The 19,453-nt window shown below is 63.6% G+C and carries 18 protein-coding genes; 12 read left to right on the top strand and 6 right to left on the bottom strand.

Annotated features, from left to right (window positions below; translation table 11 throughout):
- Positions 1–2: 2 nt before the first annotated feature.
- Together NHH88_17095 and NHH88_17090 are read right to left on the bottom strand one after the other, a co-directional pair.
- Positions 3–1,148, bottom strand: a complete 1,146-nt coding sequence (locus NHH88_17095; GenBank protein USX11433.1) for a glycerate kinase — start codon at positions 1,146–1,148, stop codon at positions 3–5.
- A gap of 11 nt (positions 1,149–1,159) precedes the next feature.
- Entirely contained in the window at positions 1,160–2,482 is a 1,323-nt protein-coding gene (locus NHH88_17090) for an MFS transporter (GenBank protein ID USX11432.1), read from the bottom strand.
- A gap of 184 nt (positions 2,483–2,666) precedes the next feature.
- Between NHH88_17090 and NHH88_17085 the strand changes: the two genes are divergently transcribed.
- Together NHH88_17085 and NHH88_17080 are read left to right on the top strand one after the other, a co-directional pair.
- On the top strand, positions 2,667–3,848 hold the full coding sequence (locus tag NHH88_17085) for a helix-turn-helix domain-containing protein (GenBank protein ID USX11431.1): 1,182 nt from the start codon (positions 2,667–2,669) through the stop codon (positions 3,846–3,848).
- A 226-nt stretch (positions 3,849–4,074) separates the two neighbouring features.
- On the top strand, positions 4,075–5,430 hold the full coding sequence (locus NHH88_17080) for an amino acid permease (protein ID USX17361.1): 1,356 nt from the start codon (positions 4,075–4,077) through the stop codon (positions 5,428–5,430).
- A 367-nt stretch (positions 5,431–5,797) separates the two neighbouring features.
- Here the strand turns inward: NHH88_17080 and NHH88_17075 are convergent, their stop codons facing one another.
- The 3 genes from NHH88_17075 to NHH88_17065 form a co-directional block, all read right to left on the bottom strand.
- The gene (locus NHH88_17075) at positions 5,798–7,267 is read right to left on the bottom strand and encodes a hypothetical protein (protein ID USX11430.1); all 1,470 of its coding nucleotides are present in this window, start codon (positions 7,265–7,267) and stop codon (positions 5,798–5,800) included.
- A 169-nt stretch (positions 7,268–7,436) separates the two neighbouring features.
- On the bottom strand, positions 7,437–8,603 hold the full coding sequence (locus tag NHH88_17070; GenBank protein USX11429.1) for a hypothetical protein: 1,167 nt from the start codon (positions 8,601–8,603) through the stop codon (positions 7,437–7,439).
- Between the two features lie 455 nt (positions 8,604–9,058).
- Positions 9,059–9,742 (bottom strand): pentapeptide repeat-containing protein, encoded by a 684-nt coding sequence (locus NHH88_17065; GenBank protein ID USX17360.1) that lies wholly within the window; start codon positions 9,740–9,742, stop codon positions 9,059–9,061.
- Between the two features lie 29 nt (positions 9,743–9,771).
- Between NHH88_17065 and NHH88_17060 the strand changes: the two genes are divergently transcribed.
- From NHH88_17060 to NHH88_17015, 10 genes are all read left to right on the top strand, one after another.
- The gene (locus NHH88_17060) at positions 9,772–11,052 is read left to right on the top strand and encodes a DUF445 domain-containing protein (GenBank protein USX11428.1); all 1,281 of its coding nucleotides are present in this window, start codon (positions 9,772–9,774) and stop codon (positions 11,050–11,052) included.
- A 168-nt stretch (positions 11,053–11,220) separates the two neighbouring features.
- On the top strand, positions 11,221–12,141 hold the full coding sequence (locus tag NHH88_17055) for an ROK family protein (protein ID USX11427.1): 921 nt from the start codon (positions 11,221–11,223) through the stop codon (positions 12,139–12,141).
- The gene (locus NHH88_17050; GenBank protein ID USX11426.1) at positions 12,138–12,881 is read left to right on the top strand and encodes a hypothetical protein; all 744 of its coding nucleotides are present in this window, start codon (positions 12,138–12,140) and stop codon (positions 12,879–12,881) included. Before NHH88_17055 ends, NHH88_17050 begins: the two co-directional genes overlap by 4 nt.
- A gap of 106 nt (positions 12,882–12,987) precedes the next feature.
- Complete coding sequence (locus NHH88_17045; protein USX11425.1) at positions 12,988–13,659, top strand: amino acid ABC transporter permease; 672 nt, start codon at positions 12,988–12,990, stop codon at positions 13,657–13,659.
- The gene (locus NHH88_17040; protein USX11424.1) at positions 13,659–14,330 is read left to right on the top strand and encodes an amino acid ABC transporter permease; all 672 of its coding nucleotides are present in this window, start codon (positions 13,659–13,661) and stop codon (positions 14,328–14,330) included. Before NHH88_17045 ends, NHH88_17040 begins: the two co-directional genes overlap by 1 nt.
- Position 14,331: 1 nt before the next feature.
- Positions 14,332–15,069 (top strand): amino acid ABC transporter ATP-binding protein, encoded by a 738-nt coding sequence (locus NHH88_17035; protein ID USX11423.1) that lies wholly within the window; start codon positions 14,332–14,334, stop codon positions 15,067–15,069.
- On the top strand, positions 15,069–15,998 hold the full coding sequence (locus tag NHH88_17030) for an isoaspartyl peptidase/L-asparaginase (protein ID USX11422.1): 930 nt from the start codon (positions 15,069–15,071) through the stop codon (positions 15,996–15,998). Before NHH88_17035 ends, NHH88_17030 begins: the two co-directional genes overlap by 1 nt.
- Before the next feature lie 18 nt (positions 15,999–16,016).
- Positions 16,017–16,793 carry a transporter substrate-binding domain-containing protein gene (locus NHH88_17025; GenBank protein ID USX11421.1) on the top strand — a complete coding sequence of 259 codons (777 nt, stop codon included), beginning with the start codon at positions 16,017–16,019 and terminating at the stop codon, positions 16,791–16,793.
- Between the two features lie 281 nt (positions 16,794–17,074).
- Positions 17,075–17,632 carry a flavin reductase family protein gene (locus NHH88_17020; protein ID USX11420.1) on the top strand — a complete coding sequence of 186 codons (558 nt, stop codon included), beginning with the start codon at positions 17,075–17,077 and terminating at the stop codon, positions 17,630–17,632.
- Between the two features lie 37 nt (positions 17,633–17,669).
- On the top strand, positions 17,670–18,974 hold the full coding sequence (locus tag NHH88_17015; GenBank protein ID USX11419.1) for a sodium:proton antiporter: 1,305 nt from the start codon (positions 17,670–17,672) through the stop codon (positions 18,972–18,974).
- A 9-nt stretch (positions 18,975–18,983) separates the two neighbouring features.
- On the opposite strand, the gene NHH88_17010 is transcribed toward NHH88_17015, so the two are convergent.
- Entirely contained in the window at positions 18,984–19,439 is a 456-nt protein-coding gene (locus NHH88_17010; GenBank protein ID USX11418.1) for a MarR family transcriptional regulator, read from the bottom strand.
- Positions 19,440–19,453 lie beyond the last annotated feature (14 nt).

The following is a 19,453-nucleotide window of genomic DNA, read 5'->3' as shown; positions in this document are numbered from 1 at the left end:
TATCACAACCCTAGCGTGCTCCCCAAGCGCAATACGGCTGCGATGTTGCGCGCCGACACGCGCACATTGCGCGCCGCGTCGGCCAGCGCCTGCTCGACCGTGCACGGACGGCTGACGGCGCCGAAGACGGCGTCTATCCCGTGCTCGTGCACCGCCGCCGCGCCGGGCGCCAGGCAGCCGGCGATGGCGATCACCGGCACACCGTGGCGCCGCGCCACCCGCGCCACGCCGACCGGCGTTTTGCCGTGGATGGTCTGGCTGTCGATCCGGCCCTCGCCGGTCACTATCAGATCGGCGTCCGCCACGGCCGCGTCCAGGCCCACGGCGGCGGTCACGATCTCGCTGCCGGGCCGCAGCCGTCCGCCCAGGAACACCAGCATCGCCGCGCCGATGCCGCCGCCGGCGCCGGCGCCCGGCACGTCGGCCACCGGCCGCTCCAGATCGCGGGCGATGATGTCGGCGTAGTGGCGCAAGCCGGCGTCCAGCTGCTCGACCATCTCCGGCGTCGCGCCTTTTTGCGGCCCGAAGATGTGCGAGGCGCCCTGCGGCCCGACCAACGGATTACTGACGTCGCAGGCGACATCGAACAGGCAATCCGCGATGCGGGCGTCGAGCGCCGACAAATCGATCCTGTCCAAGGTCGCCAGCGCGCCGCCGCCCGGCGCCAGGTCCTTGCCGGCGCCGTCCAGCAGGCGCCCGCCCAGGGCCTGCAGCATGCCGGCGCCGCCGTCGTTGGTGGCGCTGCCGCCGACGCCCAGCACGAAGCGCCGCGCGCCGGCGTCGAGCGCGTCGCGTATCAACTCGCCGGTGCCGTAGCTGGTGGTGCGCATCGGATCGCGCAGCGCCACCGGCACCAGTTCAAGGCCGCTGGCGGCGGCCATCTCGATCACCGCCGTCTCGCCGTCGCCCATCATCCCGTAGAATGCCGATACCGGCTCGCCCAGCGGACCGCGCACGCGCAATTCGACCAGGCGCCCGCCGCTGGCGTCGATCATCGCCTGCACGGTGCCTTCGCCGCCATCGGCCACCGGCACCTTGAGGTAGTCGGCGTCGGGAAAAATCTCGCGAAAGCCGGCCTCGATCTCGTTGGCGACGGCCATCGCCGACAGGCTCTCTTTATACGAATCAGGCGCTATGACGATTTTCATCGGTACTCCCACTATCGATTGACCAGCCTGGCCGGCACACGCAACACGAGTATCGCACCAAGCAGCATCACGCTGGACAGAATATACAGCGCCACGTCGGTGCTCTGGGTCGCATCCTTGATCCAGCCGACCAGGAACGGGCTGACGAAACCGGCGATCTGGCCGAGCGAATTAATCAGCGCCAGGCCGCCCGCCGCCGCCGCGCTGCCCAGGAAGGCCGCCGGCAGCGCCCAGAACATCGACAATGCCGCCAGCGCGCCCATGGTCGCCATGCTCAGGCCGGCGATGACGATCACCGGATTGCTGGAGAAATTGGCCGCCAGGGTCAAACCAACCAGCCCCATCAGCATTGGCGCGGTGACGTGCCAGCGTCGCTCGCCGTGGCGGTCGGCCGAACGTCCGGCCCAAATCATGAAAACGGCGGCGAACAGATACGGCACGGCGCTCAGCCAGCCGACCGTGACCGCGCTCTGGTAGCCGAGCGACTTGATGATCGACGGCAGCCAGAAATTGATCGCGTACACGCCCATCTGGATACAGAAGTAAATCACGCCCAGCATCCACACATTACCGTTGCGCAGCACATCGCCGAACGACTGGCCGACCGTGCTGGTGGACTGGCGCTGCTTTTCATCGGCGGCCAAGGCGTCCTGCATCGCGCGTTTCTCGTCGGCGCTCAGCCATTTGGCCTGCGAAATGCCATCGTTCAAGTAGAAATACACGCCTATGCCGAGCAGCACGGTCGGCAGGCCTTGCAGCAGGAACAGCCACTGCCAGCCCATCATCCCGCCCTGGCCGGCCGAAAAGTGCGCCAGCATCCAACCCGACAGCGGGCCGCCGATCAGGCCGGAGATCGGAATCGCCGACATGAACAGCGCCATCACCTGGCCGCGCTTCTGCGAAGGGAACCAATGCGTGAAGTACAGCACCATGCCGGGGAAGAAGCCGGCCTCCGCCACGCCGGTGAAGAAGCGCAGCACGTAGAACGACAGCGGCGTCGTCACGAACAGCATGCAGGCGGACAAGGCGCCCCACGCCACCATCATCACCGCGATCCAGCGCCGCGCGCCGAGTTTGTGGAGGATGAGGTTGCTCGGCACGCCGCTCAGCACGTAGCCGATGAAGAAGATACCGGCGCCGAGGCCGTAGACGGTGTTGCTCAGCTTGAGCGCGTCGAGCATTTCCAGCTTGGCGAAGCCCACATTAACGCGGTCGAGGTAGTTAAAGAAGTAGCAGACGAAGATAAACGGTATCAGGTGCCACGTCGCCTTTTTGTACGCCCCCTCGAGGACGGATGCCGCAGGCTGTCGCGCGGCGATGGACGGATTGCTCATTCCAGGTCTCCTAAGTTTTTTATAGTGGAGCTGATTATCTGGAATAGCCCACCAAAAATCATCGGCCAAACGCACGAGAATCGGTGGCCTGCGGCGGAGATTACTGGGCATACGCACAAATATTTCCCCAATAAAAGGTTAGAATCACCACTATCCTTGGGAAATTATTACAACAGAAACTACCATGAGCATACTAAGCACCCAGTTGGCGCAGGACATCGTCACGCGCACGATGAAAATCATCCCCTACAACGTCAACGTCATGGATGTCAGCGGCAGCATCATCGCCAGCGGCAATCCGGCGCGCATCGGCGAACTGCACACGGGGGCGATGCTGGCGCTGGCCAAGAAGCTGGCCGTCGAGATCGACAGCGCCAGCGCGCGCAACATGCACGGCGCCCAGCCCGGCATCAACCTGCCGCTGACGGTCAACGGCCAGCTATGCGGCGCGGTCGGCCTGAGCGGCGCGCCCGACGAGGTGCGTCAATTCGGCGAGCTGGTGCGCCTCACCGCCGAAATGATCCTCGAACAGGCGCAACTGACCGGTGAATTGCAGCGCGATAGCCGCTACCGCGAGGCCTTCGTCCTCAAACTGATCAACGGCGACGACGCAGATCACGCAGGACTGGAAGCGTGGGCGCGGCGGCTGGGCGTCGATTTCGGGCGCACCCACCTGGTCTTCGTGCTGGAGGTGGACGACAAGGCGGCCGGCACCGTCGAAGCGCTGACCGAAATCCAGCGCCTGCAAATGCGCATGATGACGCGCCAGCCGACGGCGCTGACGGCGGCGGCCAGCTCGCATGAAATGGTCATCCTCGACTTCCACGATGCGCCGGGCACGGCCAAAACGCAGGCTTCCGGCCAGACCCAGGACGCCCAGGCACGGACGCAGAAGCGGCTGCAATCGCTCTCTGCCATGCTGAAGGAGGAAGGCGGCGACGCCCACACGCTGACGATGGGCATCGCCCTGACCGGCATCGAAGGCGTCGCCATCTCCTACCAGAGCGCGCGGACGGCGGCCCGCATCGGCCGTGCGCGCCAGCCGCGCGGCACCCGCTTCAACTACTACGAGCAGGCGCTGCCGGTGCTGCTGTCCGGCCTCGGCTCGGGCTGGCAGGCGACACAACTGAAGCTCCCGATCGCCCGGCTGCGGGCGCATGACAAAAGCAAGGAACTGCTGCAGCGCACGCTCGAAGCCTGGTTCACGCACGACGGCCACCCGGCAGCGACGGCCGAAGCGCTGCACATCCACCGCAACACGCTCGACTACCGCCTGCGCCGCATCGGCGAGATCACCGGCCTCGACCTCGCCCGCCTGGAAGACCGTTTCCTACTATACGTCTCCGCGCTGCTGACGGACCGATAAACAACCGGGGTCACAACCGGGGTCAGGTCCGACATTCGGACACGGGCCCGTCAGTCATATGACTTCTTGCACTACAGGAAATCATTAATTCGTATCAAGTTCCTGTATCATTTGGCGGCGCCGCGATCCGGCGCGAGGGGCAGAACCCCACACCACAGACACAGACAAACACAAAAATAAATGGAGCCCAATTTTGAGCCTTTTTAGAACGAAGAATCTGGATGAGATGATCGCCAACGCCCGAAAACCCGGCGGCTTGGCCAAGGTGCTAGGTCCCTTCGACCTGATATTGATGGGCATAGGCGCCATCGTCGGCACCGGCATTTTCGTGCTGACCGGCACCGGCGCCGTCACCGCCGGCCCCGCCCTGACCTTGTCGTTCATCGTCGCCGCCGTCGCATGCGGCTTCGCCGCGCTGTGCTATGCCGAATTCGCCTCCACCGTGCCGGTCGCCGGCTCGATCTACACCTACACCTACGCAACCCTGGGCGAACTGGCCGCCTGGATGATCGGCTGGGACTTGCTGCTCGAGTACGGACTGGCCACGTCGGCCGTCTCGGTCGGCTGGTCCGGCTACTTCCAATCGCTGATCGCCGGCTTCGGCTGGCAGCTGCCGACGGTGCTGACGGCCGCCCCGGGCGCCGTACCCGGCGTCACCACCTGGATCAACCTGCCGGCGCTTTGCATCATGCTGGTGCTGACGGCCATGCTGAGCTGGGGCGTGCGCGAATCGGCCCGCCTGAACAACATCATGGTCGCCATCAAGGTCGGCGTGGTGCTGCTGTTCATCGCCGTCGGCTCGCGCCACGTGCAGCCGGTCAACTGGCAGCCCTTCATGCCTTACGGCTATAACGGCATGCTGAGCGCGGCCGCGCTGGTGTTCTTCGCCTTCATCGGCTTCGACGCGGTGACGTCGGCCGCGGAGGAAGTCAAGCGTCCCGAACGCGACCTGCCGATCGGCATCATCGGCTCGCTGGCCGCCTGCACCATCCTGTATGTGATCGTGTCGGCGATCATGACCGGTATCGTGCCCTATCAGCAATTCCTCGGCGTCGACCACCCGGTCACCCTGGCGCTCAAGTACGCCGGTGAGAACTGGGTCGCCGCGTTTGTCGACCTCGGCGCCATTCTCGGCATGACCACCGTGATTCTGGTGATGGCCTATGGCCAGACCCGCGTGATCTACGCCATGTCGCGCGACGGCCTGCTGCCGAAGCGTCTGTCGACGGTGCATCCGCGTTTCCATACGCCGTTCTTCGCGACCTGGCTGGTGGGTATTGTGTTCGGCCTGATCGCCGCCGTCGTGCCGCTGAATATTCTGACTGAGCTGATCAATATCGGTACCCTGGCCGCGTTCAGCCTGGTGGCGATTGCCGTGGTTATCCTGCGCAAGAAGCGTCCTGATCTCAAGCGCGCGTTCCGTTGCCCCGGCGTGCCGGTGATTCCGGCGCTGGCGGTGATCTTCTGCGTCATGCTGATGACTTACCTGAGCTGGCATACCTGGGTCGCGTTCATTATCTGGATGGCGATCGGGTTGCTGATCTACTTCGGTTATGCGCGCAAGCATTCGGCGATGAACTAGATACGCTGTTGGCGGCTCGTGGCGGATTACGGCGTACCGCCTAATCCGCCCTACGTGGAACCGTTGGAACGCGAATGCCGCCAGGGAATCAAACGTTATTCCAAGGAACGCGAACGCGGTCGGGGAATCAACGTTATTCCGAAGGAACGCGACGCGGCCAGGGAATCAAGCGTTATTCTGAAGGAACGCGAACGCGGCCAGGGAATTAAGCATTATTCTGAAATACGTAGGGCGGATTAGCGAAGCGTAATCCGCCATCTACGAGCCGTTGTCAGCCCATCCATAACCGAACATCCGCAACGCGTGACGCAAAAAATCCGGCGCGACCACCAGGTCGCGCCGGATTTTTTCTATCGACTCTCCCGCTTTAATTGACGGTTAATTTCCCCGTCCCCGCGTTACTCAGCACCGACGCCTTCACCGCCGACGCCCCCAACGGCGAATACGAATACGGCACGGTCCAGCCGACCGCGTTACTAAAGCTGCACGCACCCGCCACATTCAACGCGCTGCCGTTCAACAACGATCCCGTATCGACAATCGCGCCGGTCATACTCGACGAGCCTGGATTCTTGACGATATCCGGGCAGCTGCTCGCCCCGGCGATCTCAAACGCGTTGTTGGTCGAGATCATCTTCGCCTTATAGGCCACGCCAAGGCTGTACTGATGCTTGTACACCGGATGGCTGCGCGAACCCTCGAAGTAGTTGTTGTACACGTGAACCTTACCGAAACGCACACGCGGCGCGCGGTCGCTTATGTTCAGGTAGTGGTTGTTGTTGAAGGTAACCGTCAAATGGCCGTCGTCCGTGGTCCGGCTATCGGAAGATCCCACCAGGTTGTTCTTCGCGTGCAACTCGAAGCGGTTGTTCGAGACCGTCACATAGTCCGAGGCGTTCTTGACGTCCAGCGCGCCGTCGTGGCATTGCTTGAGCATGCCGTTCTCGATCGGTAACTGGTCATCGGTCTTGGGCGCGTCGGTGAAGACGTTGTGGTCGACCCAGACATTGGTCGACGCCAGGATGGTGATGCCGTCATACTCCGAGTTCCAGTTGCCGTTGGCGCCGTCTTCCGGGTCCCACAGTGGATATTTGTCGCATGGCAGGCTGATGTTCAAGTTGCGCACGATGACGTTCTTTTTGCCGTTGATCACCAGGTTGGCATTCACGAGCTTGGCATCGCTGCCCACGCCGATCAAGGTGGTGTTGCTGCCCAGCTTGATCTGCAGCCGCAAGGCCTGGTCTTCCTTGCTGGAGTATGGGCCGCCGTTGTCCGACGAGGTCGGATCGATGGTGCCGTACAGCTTGATGATCTTCGGATTGTCGCCCTGGGCCTTGATCGCCGCCATCAGCTGCGAGGCAGAGCTCACCTTGTAGATCGCCGTGGATGGCGCGGCCGCGCCGCCGGTGGTGCCGCCGTTGGTGCCGGCCCAGCCCGATGCAGGCGCCGATTGGTACGTGGCGTCGCCCGGAGTTGGCGTAGGTGTCGGTGTCGGCGTTGGGGTGGGAGTTGGCGTCGGCGTCGGGGTAGGCGTCGGTGTTGGCGTTGGAGTTGGGGTCGGCGTCGACGACAGCGGACCGACCGCGCACTTCTCGCTAATGCCTGGATTCGGATCGGCGCCGAAGGTCGCCGTGGTGCAAGCGATGTCGCCGGACAAGGTTTTGATCACCCACTTGTCCTTCAGGCCGAAGGACACTTGCCGGCTGCTGGCGCCGGCCTTGCAAGTGCCACCCTCGTCGGCGCACTTCGAAAAACCGCTCGGCCAATCGACGGCCTGGGCGCTGGTTGAAAACAGCGCTGCGAGCGCCGCACACATTACGGAATATTTTGGTGCCATGATTTTTGTCTCCAAACGGGTTAGTTACGGGCCTTCAAAAGGGCCACTTGAAATGAACAACTGCAACAGAACCGCGCCCGGGGAGAAATCTTGGCGCCACCGTGGTAGCCTCGAACAGGCTAAGGGGAACGCCCCTGTGATCGCGGGGCGTGGATTGCTTCGAATAGTTTTAGTTGACGGTCAGCTTGCCCGTCCCCGCGTTGCTCAGCACGGAGGCTTTCACCGCCGACGCCGCCATCGGCGAGACGCTGTAAGGCACCGTCCAGCCGACCGCGTTGCTCTGGCTGCATGCGCCGGCCACATTCAGCGCGTTGCCGTTCAACAGCGAGCCGGTGTCGGTGATCGCGCCAGGTTTGCTGGACGAGCCGGGATTCTTGACGATGTCCGGGCAGCTGCTGGCGCCGGCGATCTCGAACGCGTTGTTGCTCGATATGATCTTGGCCTTGTAGGCGACGCCGATGCTGTACTGGTGCTTGTAGATCGCGTGGGTGCGCGAACCCTGGAAGTAATTGTTATAGATGTGCACCTTGCCGAAGCGCACACGCGGCGCGCGCTCGCCAATGTTCAGATAGTGGTTGTTGTTGAAGGTCACCGTCAGATGGCCATCGTCCGTGGTCCTGTCATCGCTCGAACCAACCAGGTTGTTCTTCTCGTGCAGCTCGAAACGATTGTTCGACACGGTCACGAAGTCCGAAGCGTTCTTGACGTCGAGCGCGCCGTCGTGGCACTGCTTGATCTTGCCGTTCTCGATCGGCAGCTTGTCGTCCGTCTTGGGGGCGTCGGTGAAGACATTGTGGTCAACCCAGACGTTGGTCGAGGACAAGATGGTGACGCCGTCATACTCCGAATTCCAGTTGCCGGCGCTGCCATCGTTCGGGTCCCACACCGGGAACAAATCACACGGCAGATTGATATTCAGGTTACGGATGATGACGTTCTTCTTGCCGCTGATGACCAGATTGGCGTTGACCAGCTTGGCGTCGCCACCCACGCCGATCAGGGTCGTGTTGCTACCCAGTTTGATCTCCAGGCGCGCCTTTTGATCGGCCACGCTTTTGTACGGGCCGCCGTTATCGGCCGCGGTGGGATCGATGGTGCCGTACAGTTTGATGATCTTCGGATTATCGCCCTGCGCCTTAAGCGCGGCCATCAGTTGAGCCGCCGAGCTCACCTTGTAGATCGCGGTGGACGGGGCGGCCGCCCCGCCGGTGGTGCCGCCGTTGGTGCCGGCCCAGCCGGTTGTCGGCGCTTTGTCGAGGGTGGCGTCGGCGGCCAGCGCGCCGGTCGAGAACAACGCCGCGAGCGCGGCGCACATTACAGTAATTCTTGTGGTCATGGGTGTCTCCAGAATGGTCTAGTTTCGGGCCCTTAAATGGGCCGCTTTTATCATTCGCAACGATGTCAGAATGAAAATTAAGACTAGCAGCCAGGGCTAACGAATTCTTGACGCTCCGAAATAATCAGACGCTTGATTATTTTGTAACTGGTCAGATGTCGTATAACTTATTTGGACTGTCTGGTGCGATCGTTGGGACTGTTTGCTGAAACAGAACTACGCCCGGGGGAAGCATGGCGCCACCGAAGTAAGCCATTGATTTAAAATGACTTAAAGGAACGCCCCGGCAGTATCGGGGCGGTTTTGAAGAGTCTAGCGACCTTGGATCGGGTCAAAGATTTCTTTGGAGAAATCATATCTCATAAGCAAGGCATATGACAAGTCAAGTTTTTTGGGAGTTGTTTTTTTGCGCCTTTAGCCTTGCATGCTGAAATGCACGGATGTGCTTTTCAGCGCTAGCTGACGATAAATCCTAGTTCCCGCAGAAAACTGGCCGCCTGGGCATGCGAAATGACCGCTCCCTTGAACATTCCGGCGTCGGCCAATTTCACACCCTCGATATCGGTGCCGCGAAGGTCCGCGCCCTGGAACTTGGCCAGCTTCAACACCGCGTTGCGCAGGCTGCCCCCTTCAAAGACGGTGTCGCGGAAATCGCAACCGGCCAGATAGGCGTCGGACAGGTCCAGCTCCTTCAACGTCGCCTTGCGGAAGGAAAAGCCGCGCATGTCGGCGCCGACCAGCAGGCTCTCCTCGAAATGTATGCCCAGATGCGACACCTCCTCGAACGAGGCGCCGGTCAGCTTGCAGCCGCGATACGATGCCGATGGCAGCTTGGCGCGCCGCCACTTGGTGTTGTTCAGGTCGCAGCCTTCGAAACGCGCGTCGACGGCGTCGACCGATTCGAAATCGGCGCCCCCTGCCCGGCAACGCAGCCAGATGCTGCGGGCCAGCTTGCAAGCGAACAATGTGGAGCCAAGAAAAGTGCAGCGTTCGAAGGTGCAGCCCTGCAAATCGAGCCGCGACAGATCGGCGTCGTCGAAGGCGCAGCCATCGAAATGGCGGACCGATTGCGACAGGTGCTGTTCAAGTTCCGCCCTGCCGAGCGTCACGCCGGAAACCGTAGAGTTGTTATGTATCATCAAGGAGAATTTTATCAGAAGCGAATCGCATGAAACGTGATATCGACATCATCCGCCAACTGGACGACACCGAGGACGCCATCAAGCGCGCCCGGCTGCGCACCATGCAGGCGGTCGCGCTGGGTTTGCTGGTGCTCGCCGCCCTGCTGTTCGCGCTGGCGCGCTCGCAACACGGCGGCCATCCGGCCTGGGGCTATCTGGAGGCGTTCTCCGAGGCGGCCATGATCGGCGCCATCGCCGACTGGTTCGCCGTCACGGCGCTGTTCCGCCATCCGCTCGGCATTCCGCTGTGGCACACCGCCATCATCCCCAACAGCAAGGACAGCATCGGCAAAAGCCTGGGCAACTTTGTCGAAAACCACTTCATCACCGAGGAAGGCATTGCCCAGCGCATCCGCCAAGTCGATATCGCCGGCCGCGCCGGCCGCTACATGCAGACCAACGCCGCGCAACTAAGCGCCTGGGTCGGGCCGGCGCTGGAAAGGCTGCTGCAAATGGCCGACCACGACAAGATCCGCCGCATGCTGCGCGAGGTCGCCACGCGCGAACTGGCGCGCATCGACCTGTCCGGACTGGCAGGCGATTGTGTGGAAGCGCTGGTCGCCGAAGACCAGCCGCAACAGTTGGTGGACGCGGCCCTCGACCAGTTCGTCGTCTACCTGTCCGATCCGGCCAACCACCCGACCATCGAAGCGATGGTGCAAAGCGCCGTCAACACGGAAAGCTCGGTGCTCAAATATGCGTTGCGCAAGGCCATGCCCAGGATTATTCGTTCGACCACCGAGAAAGTGGCGGAGATGCGGCTGGACCGCTCGCACGAGCTGCGCCAGCGGCTGGGCGTGTGGATCGCCAACAGCGCGCTGCGGCTCAAGGGCGATCCGGCCTGGCAGGAGGCCATCGGCCGCTATCAACAGCAGGCGCTGACCAGCGACACGGTGCAGGACCTGTTCGACGGCATTTGGGATACCTTGCGGGCACGGCTGCTGGCCGACCTGCACAGCGAAACGCCGAGCATTCCCGCCAGCGCCCGGCGGCTGGTGGAAAACGCCGGCAAGCTATTGACCGACAATCCTGCGGTGGGAGACAGCTTGAATCGTGCGATCGAGGCCGGCAGCGCGCAGCTGGTCAAAAAGTATCGCGGCGAGGTGGGCCTGTTCATCGAGGCACAACTGGCTACCTGGACCAAGGAGGAAATGAGCAACCGCATCGAACTGTCGATCGGGCGCGACTTGCAGTTCATTCGTATCAACGGCACCCTGGTCGGTGGATTGGTTGGGGTTGTGATCCATTTCATCGTGACGTTGTTCTGAGCGGCTATTGTCAAACGCCAACGAAACGTGCATCCTGACGTCATCACGTAGGGCGGATCAGCGCAGCGTAATCGGCCATGCATGCGCTGCCAGCGGCGCATCGATGGCCGATTACGGCGTTCCGCCTAATCCGCCCTACGTGTTTCCTCAACGCTCAGGCCTTTATCCATGATCACTTGCTTTGACATCGGTGGCAGCGCCATCAAATCCGCCGCCGCCGGCGCCGACGGCCAAATTGGCGAGCTGCGCCGCGTTCCCACACCCGCGCACGACTTTGCCGCTTTCAGCGCCGCCATGAAAGAGCTGATCGCCGCCGGCGGGCCGTCGCGCGGCGTGGCGATCTCCATCGCCGGCGTCATCGACCCCGCCGACGGCCGCATCAAATGCGCCAACATCCCCTGCATCGACGGCCGCACCCTGGCCACCGACCTCGCCGCCGAATTGAAACTCCCGGTGTGGATCGCCAACGACGCCGACTGCTTCGCGCTGGCCGAGGCGCAGGCCGGCGCCGGACGCGGCCACGCCAACGTCTTCGGCCTGATCCTCGGCACCGGCGTCGGCGGCGGCCTGGTGATCGACGGCCGTCTGATCGGCGGGCCTGGCGGCTTCGCCGGCGAATGGGGACACGGCCCGGTTGCGCCCCACTTCGCCGGCACGCCGCCGCAAGCGATCCCGCGCTTCGCTTGCGGCTGCGGCCAGACCGGCTGCCTGGACGCCATCGGCGGTGCGCGCGGACTCGAACGGGTGCACGCCGCCCTCCATCCCGGCATCTCACCGCTCGACAGCCGTCAAATCATCGACGCGTGGCAGGAAGGCGACGCCAATGCCGCCCGCACCATCGACTGCTTCGTCGACATTCTCTCCGGCCCGCTGGCGATGCTGGTCAACACCATCGGCGCGTCGGTGCTGCCGGTCGGCGGCGGCCTGTCCAACAGCGCGCCGTTGATTGCCATGCTCGATCAGGCGGTGCGCGCGCGCATCCTGCGCAAGACCGGCGCCGCCATCATCGTGCAAGGGCAGTCCGGCGCCGAGCCGGGATTGATCGGCGCCGCCTGGCTGGGGCTCGCCGAATCGAGAAAACAACCATGACCAATCCCGCCGCCGCCATCACGCTGGAAGTCTGCGTCGACAACGTCGAAGGCCTGTCGGCCGCGATCGCGGGCGGCGCCGACCGCATCGAGCTATGCGGCGCATTGGAAGTCGGCGGCCTGACGCCCACTTCCGGCCTGCTGCGCGTGGCGGCGGCCAGTCCGCTGCCGGTGGTGGCGATGATCCGTCCGCGCGGCGGCGACTTCTGTTTCGACGACGTCGAGATCCAGTTGATGCTCAATGAGATCGACGCGGTGGCCGCCATCGGCCTGCAAGGCGTGGTGCTCGGCGCCTCGCTGCGCAACGGCGAACTGGATCACCAAACCTTGGAACGTCTAGTGCGGCGCGCGCGCGACCACGGGCTGGAAAGCACGCTGCACCGGGCCATCGACCTGTGCCCCGACCTCGCGGCAGCGACCCGGCTGGCCATCGACCTGGGTTTCGCGCGCATCCTCACGTCGGGCGGCGCGCCCCGGGCGTTGGAGGGTCTGAATGGTTTGCAGCGCTGCTTCGACGCCGCCGGCGACCGCATCACCATCATGCCCGGCGCCGGCATCAGCGCCGACAACGTCGACAGGCTGCTTTTCAAGCTGCCGGTGCGGGAAGTGCACGCATCCTGTTCGGCGCCGGTGGCGGCCAGCACGCCGCCGGTCCTGGCCTTCGGCTTCGACACCGGCGCGCGGCGGCAAACCAGCGCGGCACGGGTGGCGGCGCTGAGAGCCGCGCTGGACGCCAAATAATGTGCTTACGCACCGAACGGCCGCGCTTGAAACGTGCCCCGCTTTGTGTGACACTCGTGACTATTGATGTGAAACCGATTGCGCTTTTCAGGTTGGAGCTCACTATTTGACGTTCGACCCCACGCTCCTCGCGCCCTATCTCCCCGACCTCGCGGCCGGCGCACGTCTGACGGCGCTCGCTTGCGCGCTCGCCCTGGCCGGCGGCCTGGCGCTGGGTGTGGTGGTCGCCCTGCTGCGCGCCTCGGCCACCCCGCTGCCGCGCCGTTTTGCCGACATCTACGTCGACATCTTCCGCAACGTCCCTTTCATCGTCCAGCTGTTCTTCCTGTTCTACGGTCTGCCGGAAATCGGCATTGAGCTCGACGCCTTCAGCACCGGCGTGCTGGCGCTGTCGCTGGCCGGTGGCGCATTCACCTCCGACGTTATCCGATCCGGCATCCTGGCGATCGATCCCGGCGTGATCGAAGCGGCCCAGGTCAGCGGCCTGTCGCGCCGCGTCATCTATCAAAAGATCGTGCTGCCGATCGCCTTGCGCACATCGGTGCGGCCGCTCGGTTCCGTGTTCGTCAACCTGATCCTGACGTCGTCCATCCTGTCCGCCATCACCCTCAACGAGCTGACGGGCGCCGCAAAGATCGTCGCCGCCGACACCTTCGCGCCGTTCGAAGTCTACGCCCTGCTGCTGGTGGCTTACGTCACGCTGACCTATCTGGTCTCGCTGACGGCGGGCGCCCTGCACCGCCGCCTTAACCGCGAACGCGCGCTCGGTGCCAACTGATGCGCTATACCGACTTCACCGCCCACGACATCCTGTTGCTGCTGCAAGGCGCGGGCGTGTCGGTCGCGCTATTCGTCGCCACCACGTTGATTGGCCTGCTTATTGGCTCGAGCTGGGCGGTGCTGCGCTACTACCGCACGCCGGTGCTGGCGCCCTTCTTCGCCGCCGTGGCGGAACTGCTGAAAAACTCGCCGGTGCTGGTGCAGCTGTTCCTCGTCTTCTTCGGCCTGCCGGTGCTGCTGGAGACCGACATCACGCCGGTGCAGGCAGCCGTCATCACCTTGTCCGGCAACACGGCGGCGTTCATCTACGTGATCGCCGTCTCCGCGATCGAATCGATAGGCCGCGAACAGCTCGAAACGGCGCGCGTGTTCGGCTTGAGCCGCTGGCAAATCCTGCGCAAGGTCGTCGCGCCGCAGGCGGCCGCCTTCGGCCTCGGACCGCTGACCGGATTGCTGGTCAACCAGCTGCAGGTGACGTCGCTGATCTCGGTGATCGGCGTGCTCGATCTGACCAAGATCGGCGCCATCCTGAACCTGCGTACGCTCAAGCCGTTTATCGTCTGGACGGTGGTCGGCCTGCTGTACTACCTGATGGCCAAACTGATCGCCACCACCTGCGCGCGTCTGGAAACCCGGCTGCGCGCCCACAGCCAATGGAAAGGCCTGTAGCATGATTCAGATCGAAGGCGTCGGCAAAAGCTTCGGCCAGACCAGGGTGCTCGATGGCGTAAATCTGCGGGTCGCGCCGGGCGAAGTGGTCTCCATACTGGGCGCCAGCGGTTCGGGCAAATCCACGCTGATCCGCTGCATCAACGGGTTGGAGAAGCTGGACAAGGGCAGCATCTCCATCGACGGCTTCCGCGTCGACGATCCCAAACAACTGCAACAGGCGCGCCGCTGCTCGGGCACCGTGTTCCAGTTGTTCCACCTGTACCCGCACATGACGGCGCTGCAAAACATCACACTGGCGCCGATCGAGGTGCTGAAGGTGCCACGGCGCGAGGCCGAAGACGCCGGACGCGAGCTGCTCGCCTCCGTCGGTCTGTCGGACCGCGCGGACGCCTACCCCGCGCAGTTATCCGGCGGCCAACGCCAGCGCGTCGGCATCTGCCGCGCGCTCGCCATGAAGCCGCGCTACCTGCTGCTCGACGAAGTCACCAGCGCGCTCGATCCCGAGATGACCGCCGAGGTGCTGGACATCCTCGCCAAACTGGCCGCCGCCGGCACGACGATGCTGTTCGTCACCCACGAAATCGACTTCGCGCGCCAGATCTCCAGCCGCATCGTATTCCTAGAACAGGGCCGCCTGCTGGCCGACTTGCCGACGGCCGAATTCTTCGCCGCCGACGGCGGACTGGCGCACCCGCGCATCGCCCAATTCCTCTCCAAGATGAAGAAAGACCATTGATGAAAATGCTGCTTGCCAACGCCGAGGCCTGGCCCGGATTCGACACCACCGTCGACCTGCTCAAACAAGACGGTGCCGGCATCGACGCCATGATCGCCGGCATCGCCAAGGTCGAACGCGAAGCCAAGGTGCGCAGCGTCGGCTACGGCGGCTGGCCCAATATGCTGGGGGAGATGGAGTTCGACGCCGGCGTCATGGACGGCACCACGCGCGACGTCGGCGCGGTCGGCGCCGTGCCGGCCACGTTGCCGGTGTCCGCGCTCGCGCACGAAGTCATGAAGCACCTGCCGCACGTGATGCTGACTGGCGCCGGCGCGCGCCGCTTCGCCACCGAGCGCGGATTCGCGCTCGACGAGACGCTGCACCCGGACAGCAAGCGCGTATGGTGGGAACGCCTGCAAAAGGAAATGACGCCGGAGCAGCTGGCCGCCTTCCCGGACATTCCCCTCGCTCCGCTCAGCAACACCATCACCGACCCGGAACGGGTGCGCGACACCACCGTATTCCTCGCGCGCGACGCCTCGCGGGGACTGGGCGTGGTCACGTCGACCTCCGGCTGGGCATGGAAATATCCGGGTCGGCTGGGCGACTCGCCCATCGTCGGCGCCGGGTTCTACGCCGACAGCCGGTACGGCGCCGCCGCATGCACCCACACCGGCGAGATGACGATGCGCTGCGGGACTTCGCGCAGCATCGTGCTGGCGCTAAGGCTCGGGCATTCGCTCGACGACGCCGTCAAGCTGGCGGTGGAGGAACTGGGCGAGTTGAAGACAGGCTTCCTCGCCGGAGTGGTCATCCACGCCATGGACGCGGTGGGCAATCACAAGGTCTTCAGCTTCCGCTGCGATGAAGAGATACGTTACTGGTACTGGGACGAACGCATGGCGGCGCCGGAACTGCGCCTCGCCAGTGCCGCAGAAACTAAATAAGCTGAAAAGGGAGTCAACATGCCGCAATTGAAACGCATCGCCGCCATCGCTGTCTTAACCATGATCGCCGGTTCCGCCGTGGCCGGCCGCATCGAGGAGATCAAGGCGCGCGGCTACGTGCGGATCGGCGTCTCGCTCGGTGGCGAGCCGGTTGGATTCCGCAATGGGAAGAATGAACCGGTCGGGTATGACGTCGATGTGGCCACGCAGCTCGCCACGAAGCTCGGCGTGCCGGTGCGGTTCTCGGACGTGTCATCGGATGCGCGCATCTCGATGCTGATGTCAAAGCAGCTGGACCTGGTGGTGGCCAATGTATCGATCACGCCGCAGCGCGCGCGCGTGGTCGACTTTTCAAAACCTTACAACATGGCGGGGCTGCGCGTGATCGTGCAGAAAAGCGCCGGCATCAAGACGCTGGCCGACCTCAAAGGCAAGCGCGTGGTGGTCGGTCGCGGCACCACGGCAGACGCATTCCTGAAGCAATCGGCGCCGCAGGCGGCGTTTGTCTATACCGACAATTTCGCGCCGGACGGGGTGCTGCTGCTCAAGCAAAAGCGCGTGGATGCCGGGATCGAGGACTCGTCGCTGCTCGACTACCTCGCCAGCAAGAACGACCAGCTGGAAGTCCTGCCGGGCATCTACGGCCAGACGCCGATCGGCATCGCCATGGCCAAGGGCGATCCGGAACTGCTCAAGTTCGTCAACGGGTTCGTCTCCGATTACGTCAAGACGGGCGAGTACGCCGTCAATTACCGCAAATGGTGGGGCGAGAAAAGCGTGCCACCGGCGTTGTAAGCACGAACAGCACCGTAACAATGCGGCGGCCAAGCCCCGCACGAATCATCTAAAACACGTAGGGCGGATTAGCGAAGCGTAATCGGCCATGTATGGGCCGACAACGGCGCATGCATGGCCGATTACGGCGTTCCGCCTAATCCGCCCTACGTGGAACCGTGGCGACATCCAGGTCACGTGCCAATCTTCTCCGGCACCAGCGCCAATTCGCGCACATGTGCCCTATCCCACAGACATTCCCCGGCAATATTCCTATCCTGACCGCAGGAGTATCGCCACGAATGAAAAAATACCGCAAGCAACCTTTCGATCCAGCCAACACCCGGCGTCTGCTCGAGCCCGGCCCCGTCGTGCTCGTCACCTCCGCCTGGCAAGACCAAACCAACATCATGACCATGGGCTGGCACATGATGATCGGCTTTTCGCCCGCCCTGTTCGGCTGCTACATCGACGAAAGCAACCACAGCTACGACATGGTCACCCACAGCAAGGAATGCGTGATCAATCTGCCAACCGCCGACCTGCTGGAGCAGGTGATCGGCATCGGCAACTGCAGCGGCGCCGACACCGACAAATTCGGCCTCTTCGGGCTGACGAAGGAAGCCGCGACCGATGTCGCTGCGCCGATGATCGCCGAATGCTACGCCAGCTTCGAATGCCGCCTGGCCAACGCCCACCCCAATCCCAATCACCCGCTATTCGTCTGGGAGATCGTGCGGGCGCATGTGGCCACCTCCCCCAAGCTGCCGAAAACCCTGCACTACCGGGGCGACGGCGAATTCATGACCTCCGGCCGCGAGTTGAACACCCTGCGCCAGTTCCCCAACCAGACCCGGTGAAGAACCCTCGTCACTCCACCGCCACCAAGGAAACCGCGTGAACACCAATCATTGGTTCCTGCTGGTCGGCCTGCTGATGCTGGCGCGCGGCCTGGCCGCGACCACCATCTCGCGCTCGCCGTTCACGTCGGCGATGGTCTATCTCGGCTTCGGCATTCTGCTCGGCCCCACGGTGTTCAACATTCTCGACTTCGATCCGATGCTGCAATCGGATCTGCTGGAGGTGCTGACCGAGATCGCTATCCTGATCTCACTTTTCTCTGCCGGGATCAAGATGCCCGTACCGTTCAAGCTGCGCCATTGGGACGCCCCGTTGCGCCTTGCCTGGGTGTCGATGACGTTGACGGTGGCGCTGGTCGCGGCCTTCGGTTACTTCGTCCTCGGCCTGCCGCTAGGCGCCGGCATCCTGCTGGGCGGCGTCCTGGCGCCGACCGATCCGGTGCTGGCCACCGACGTCCAGGTCCGACACGCCGGCGACAAGGACCAACTACGTTTCACGCTTACCTGCGAAGCCGGCATGAACGATGGCAGCGCCTTCCCCTTCGTGTTCCTCGGCCTGGCGATGCTGGGCATGGGCGACGACACCGGCGCTTATCACTGGCGCTGGTTCCTCGTCGACGTGGTCTGGGCCTCGGGCGCGGCGATCGCGGTGGGCTACCTGGGCGGCGCGCTGACGGCGCGCCTGGGCTGGCGCCTGCGCATCATCAAGCCGCAGCATGAAATCATGGACGATCTGGTCGGACTGGGCTTGATCGCCGTGGTCTACGGCGTCTCCAGCCTGATACACGCGTGGGGCTTCCTGGCGGTGTTCTTCGCCGCCGTGGCGCTGCGCCAGACCGAGTTGGTGCTGGCCGGCGCGCCCAAGGACAGGCAAGGCTTGCTGGAGCAGGACGTGGCGAAATCGGCCGCCGCCAGGACCAGCGAGACACACGAAGTGCCGCTGACCGTCAGCACCGAGTCGCTGGTCTTCAAGGAGCACCTGGAGCGGTTGTCGGAGCTCACCCTGGTGCTGCTACTGGGCGGCATGATCTCGCTGCATAACCTGGATTGGGATGCCGTCTGGATGGCGGTCTTCCTGTTCTTCATCGCGCGGCCGGCCAGCGTGTTCCTCGGCTTGGCCGGCAGCGACACCAGCATGCGGCTGCGCTCGATGACCGCGTGGTTCGGCGTGCGCGGCATCGGTTCGATCTACTATCTGATGTATGCGATCGAACAGGGTTTGCCGCCGGACTTGGCGCAGCGGCTGACGCACATTTCGCTGTTCGTCATCATGCTGTCGATTGTGGTCCACGGTTTGAGCGTCAAGCCGTTGATGGAAAGCGTGTGGCCCCGGCGCCAGTGACGAACCGGTTCAAATACCTTCGAGGCTAAGCGCCCTCACTGCGCCGCGCAGCAGTCCATGCAAGCGCACGCGCTCCTCATGGTCCATATCGGGGAACATCTGCATCTCGACTTCCCGCACCTTGCCGTCGCACTGCGCCAGGATCGCGTGACCGGCCTCGGTCAGCTGGATCTGGATGATGCGGCCATGCGACGGATCGGGCGTGCGCTCGATCCAACCCTTCGCCTCGATCGACTTCACCATCTCGTTGGCCGACTGCGGCGACACCATCGTCCGCACCGCCAGCTGCGCGTTCGATAACGCGCCCTGCGCCCGGAACACCGACAACGCCGTGTACTGCGGCACCGTCACGCCGGCCGGCGCGCAGCAATCGCGCAGGCGCTTGTTCAACACGTGATCGAGACGCCCCACCAGGTAGGCCAGGCCCAATGGTTTAGTGCTATCGGAAAAATCTGCTTTGACCATAAAAATTTTCTTGT

Source organism: Oxalobacteraceae bacterium OTU3CAMAD1 (assembly GCA_024123915.1).
Taxonomy (GTDB): Bacteria; Pseudomonadota; Gammaproteobacteria; order Burkholderiales; family Burkholderiaceae_D; genus Rugamonas.
The sequence above is the reverse complement of the archived record's forward strand: the minus strand, read 5'-3'. Positions and strand labels throughout refer to the sequence as shown.

Bases quoted from the DNA above. Each gene is read 5' to 3' on its own strand.
- NHH88_17095 (USX11433.1), bottom strand. From the start codon at position 1,148: ATGAAAATCGTCATAGCGCCTGATTCGTATAAAGAGAGCCTGTCGGCG.
- NHH88_17090 (USX11432.1), bottom strand. From the start codon at position 2,482: ATGAGCAATCCGTCCATCGCCGCGCGACAGCCTGCGGCATCCGTCCTC.
- NHH88_17085 (USX11431.1), top strand. From the start codon at position 2,667: ATGAGCATACTAAGCACCCAGTTGGCGCAGGACATCGTCACGCGCACG.
- NHH88_17080 (USX17361.1), top strand. From the start codon at position 4,075: ATGATCGCCAACGCCCGAAAACCCGGCGGCTTGGCCAAGGTGCTAGGT.
- NHH88_17075 (USX11430.1), bottom strand. From the start codon at position 7,267: ATGGCACCAAAATATTCCGTAATGTGTGCGGCGCTCGCAGCGCTGTTT.
- NHH88_17070 (USX11429.1), bottom strand. From the start codon at position 8,603: ATGACCACAAGAATTACTGTAATGTGCGCCGCGCTCGCGGCGTTGTTC.
- NHH88_17065 (USX17360.1), bottom strand. From the start codon at position 9,742: ATGATACATAACAACTCTACGGTTTCCGGCGTGACGCTCGGCAGGGCG.
- NHH88_17060 (USX11428.1), top strand. From the start codon at position 9,772: ATGAAACGTGATATCGACATCATCCGCCAACTGGACGACACCGAGGAC.
- NHH88_17055 (USX11427.1), top strand. From the start codon at position 11,221: ATGATCACTTGCTTTGACATCGGTGGCAGCGCCATCAAATCCGCCGCC.
- NHH88_17050 (USX11426.1), top strand. From the start codon at position 12,138: ATGACCAATCCCGCCGCCGCCATCACGCTGGAAGTCTGCGTCGACAAC.
- NHH88_17040 (USX11424.1), top strand. From the start codon at position 13,659: ATGCGCTATACCGACTTCACCGCCCACGACATCCTGTTGCTGCTGCAA.
- NHH88_17035 (USX11423.1), top strand. From the start codon at position 14,332: ATGATTCAGATCGAAGGCGTCGGCAAAAGCTTCGGCCAGACCAGGGTG.
- NHH88_17030 (USX11422.1), top strand. From the start codon at position 15,069: ATGAAAATGCTGCTTGCCAACGCCGAGGCCTGGCCCGGATTCGACACC.
- NHH88_17025 (USX11421.1), top strand. From the start codon at position 16,017: ATGCCGCAATTGAAACGCATCGCCGCCATCGCTGTCTTAACCATGATC.
- NHH88_17020 (USX11420.1), top strand. From the start codon at position 17,075: ATGAAAAAATACCGCAAGCAACCTTTCGATCCAGCCAACACCCGGCGT.
- NHH88_17010 (USX11418.1), bottom strand. From the start codon at position 19,439: ATGGTCAAAGCAGATTTTTCCGATAGCACTAAACCATTGGGCCTGGCC.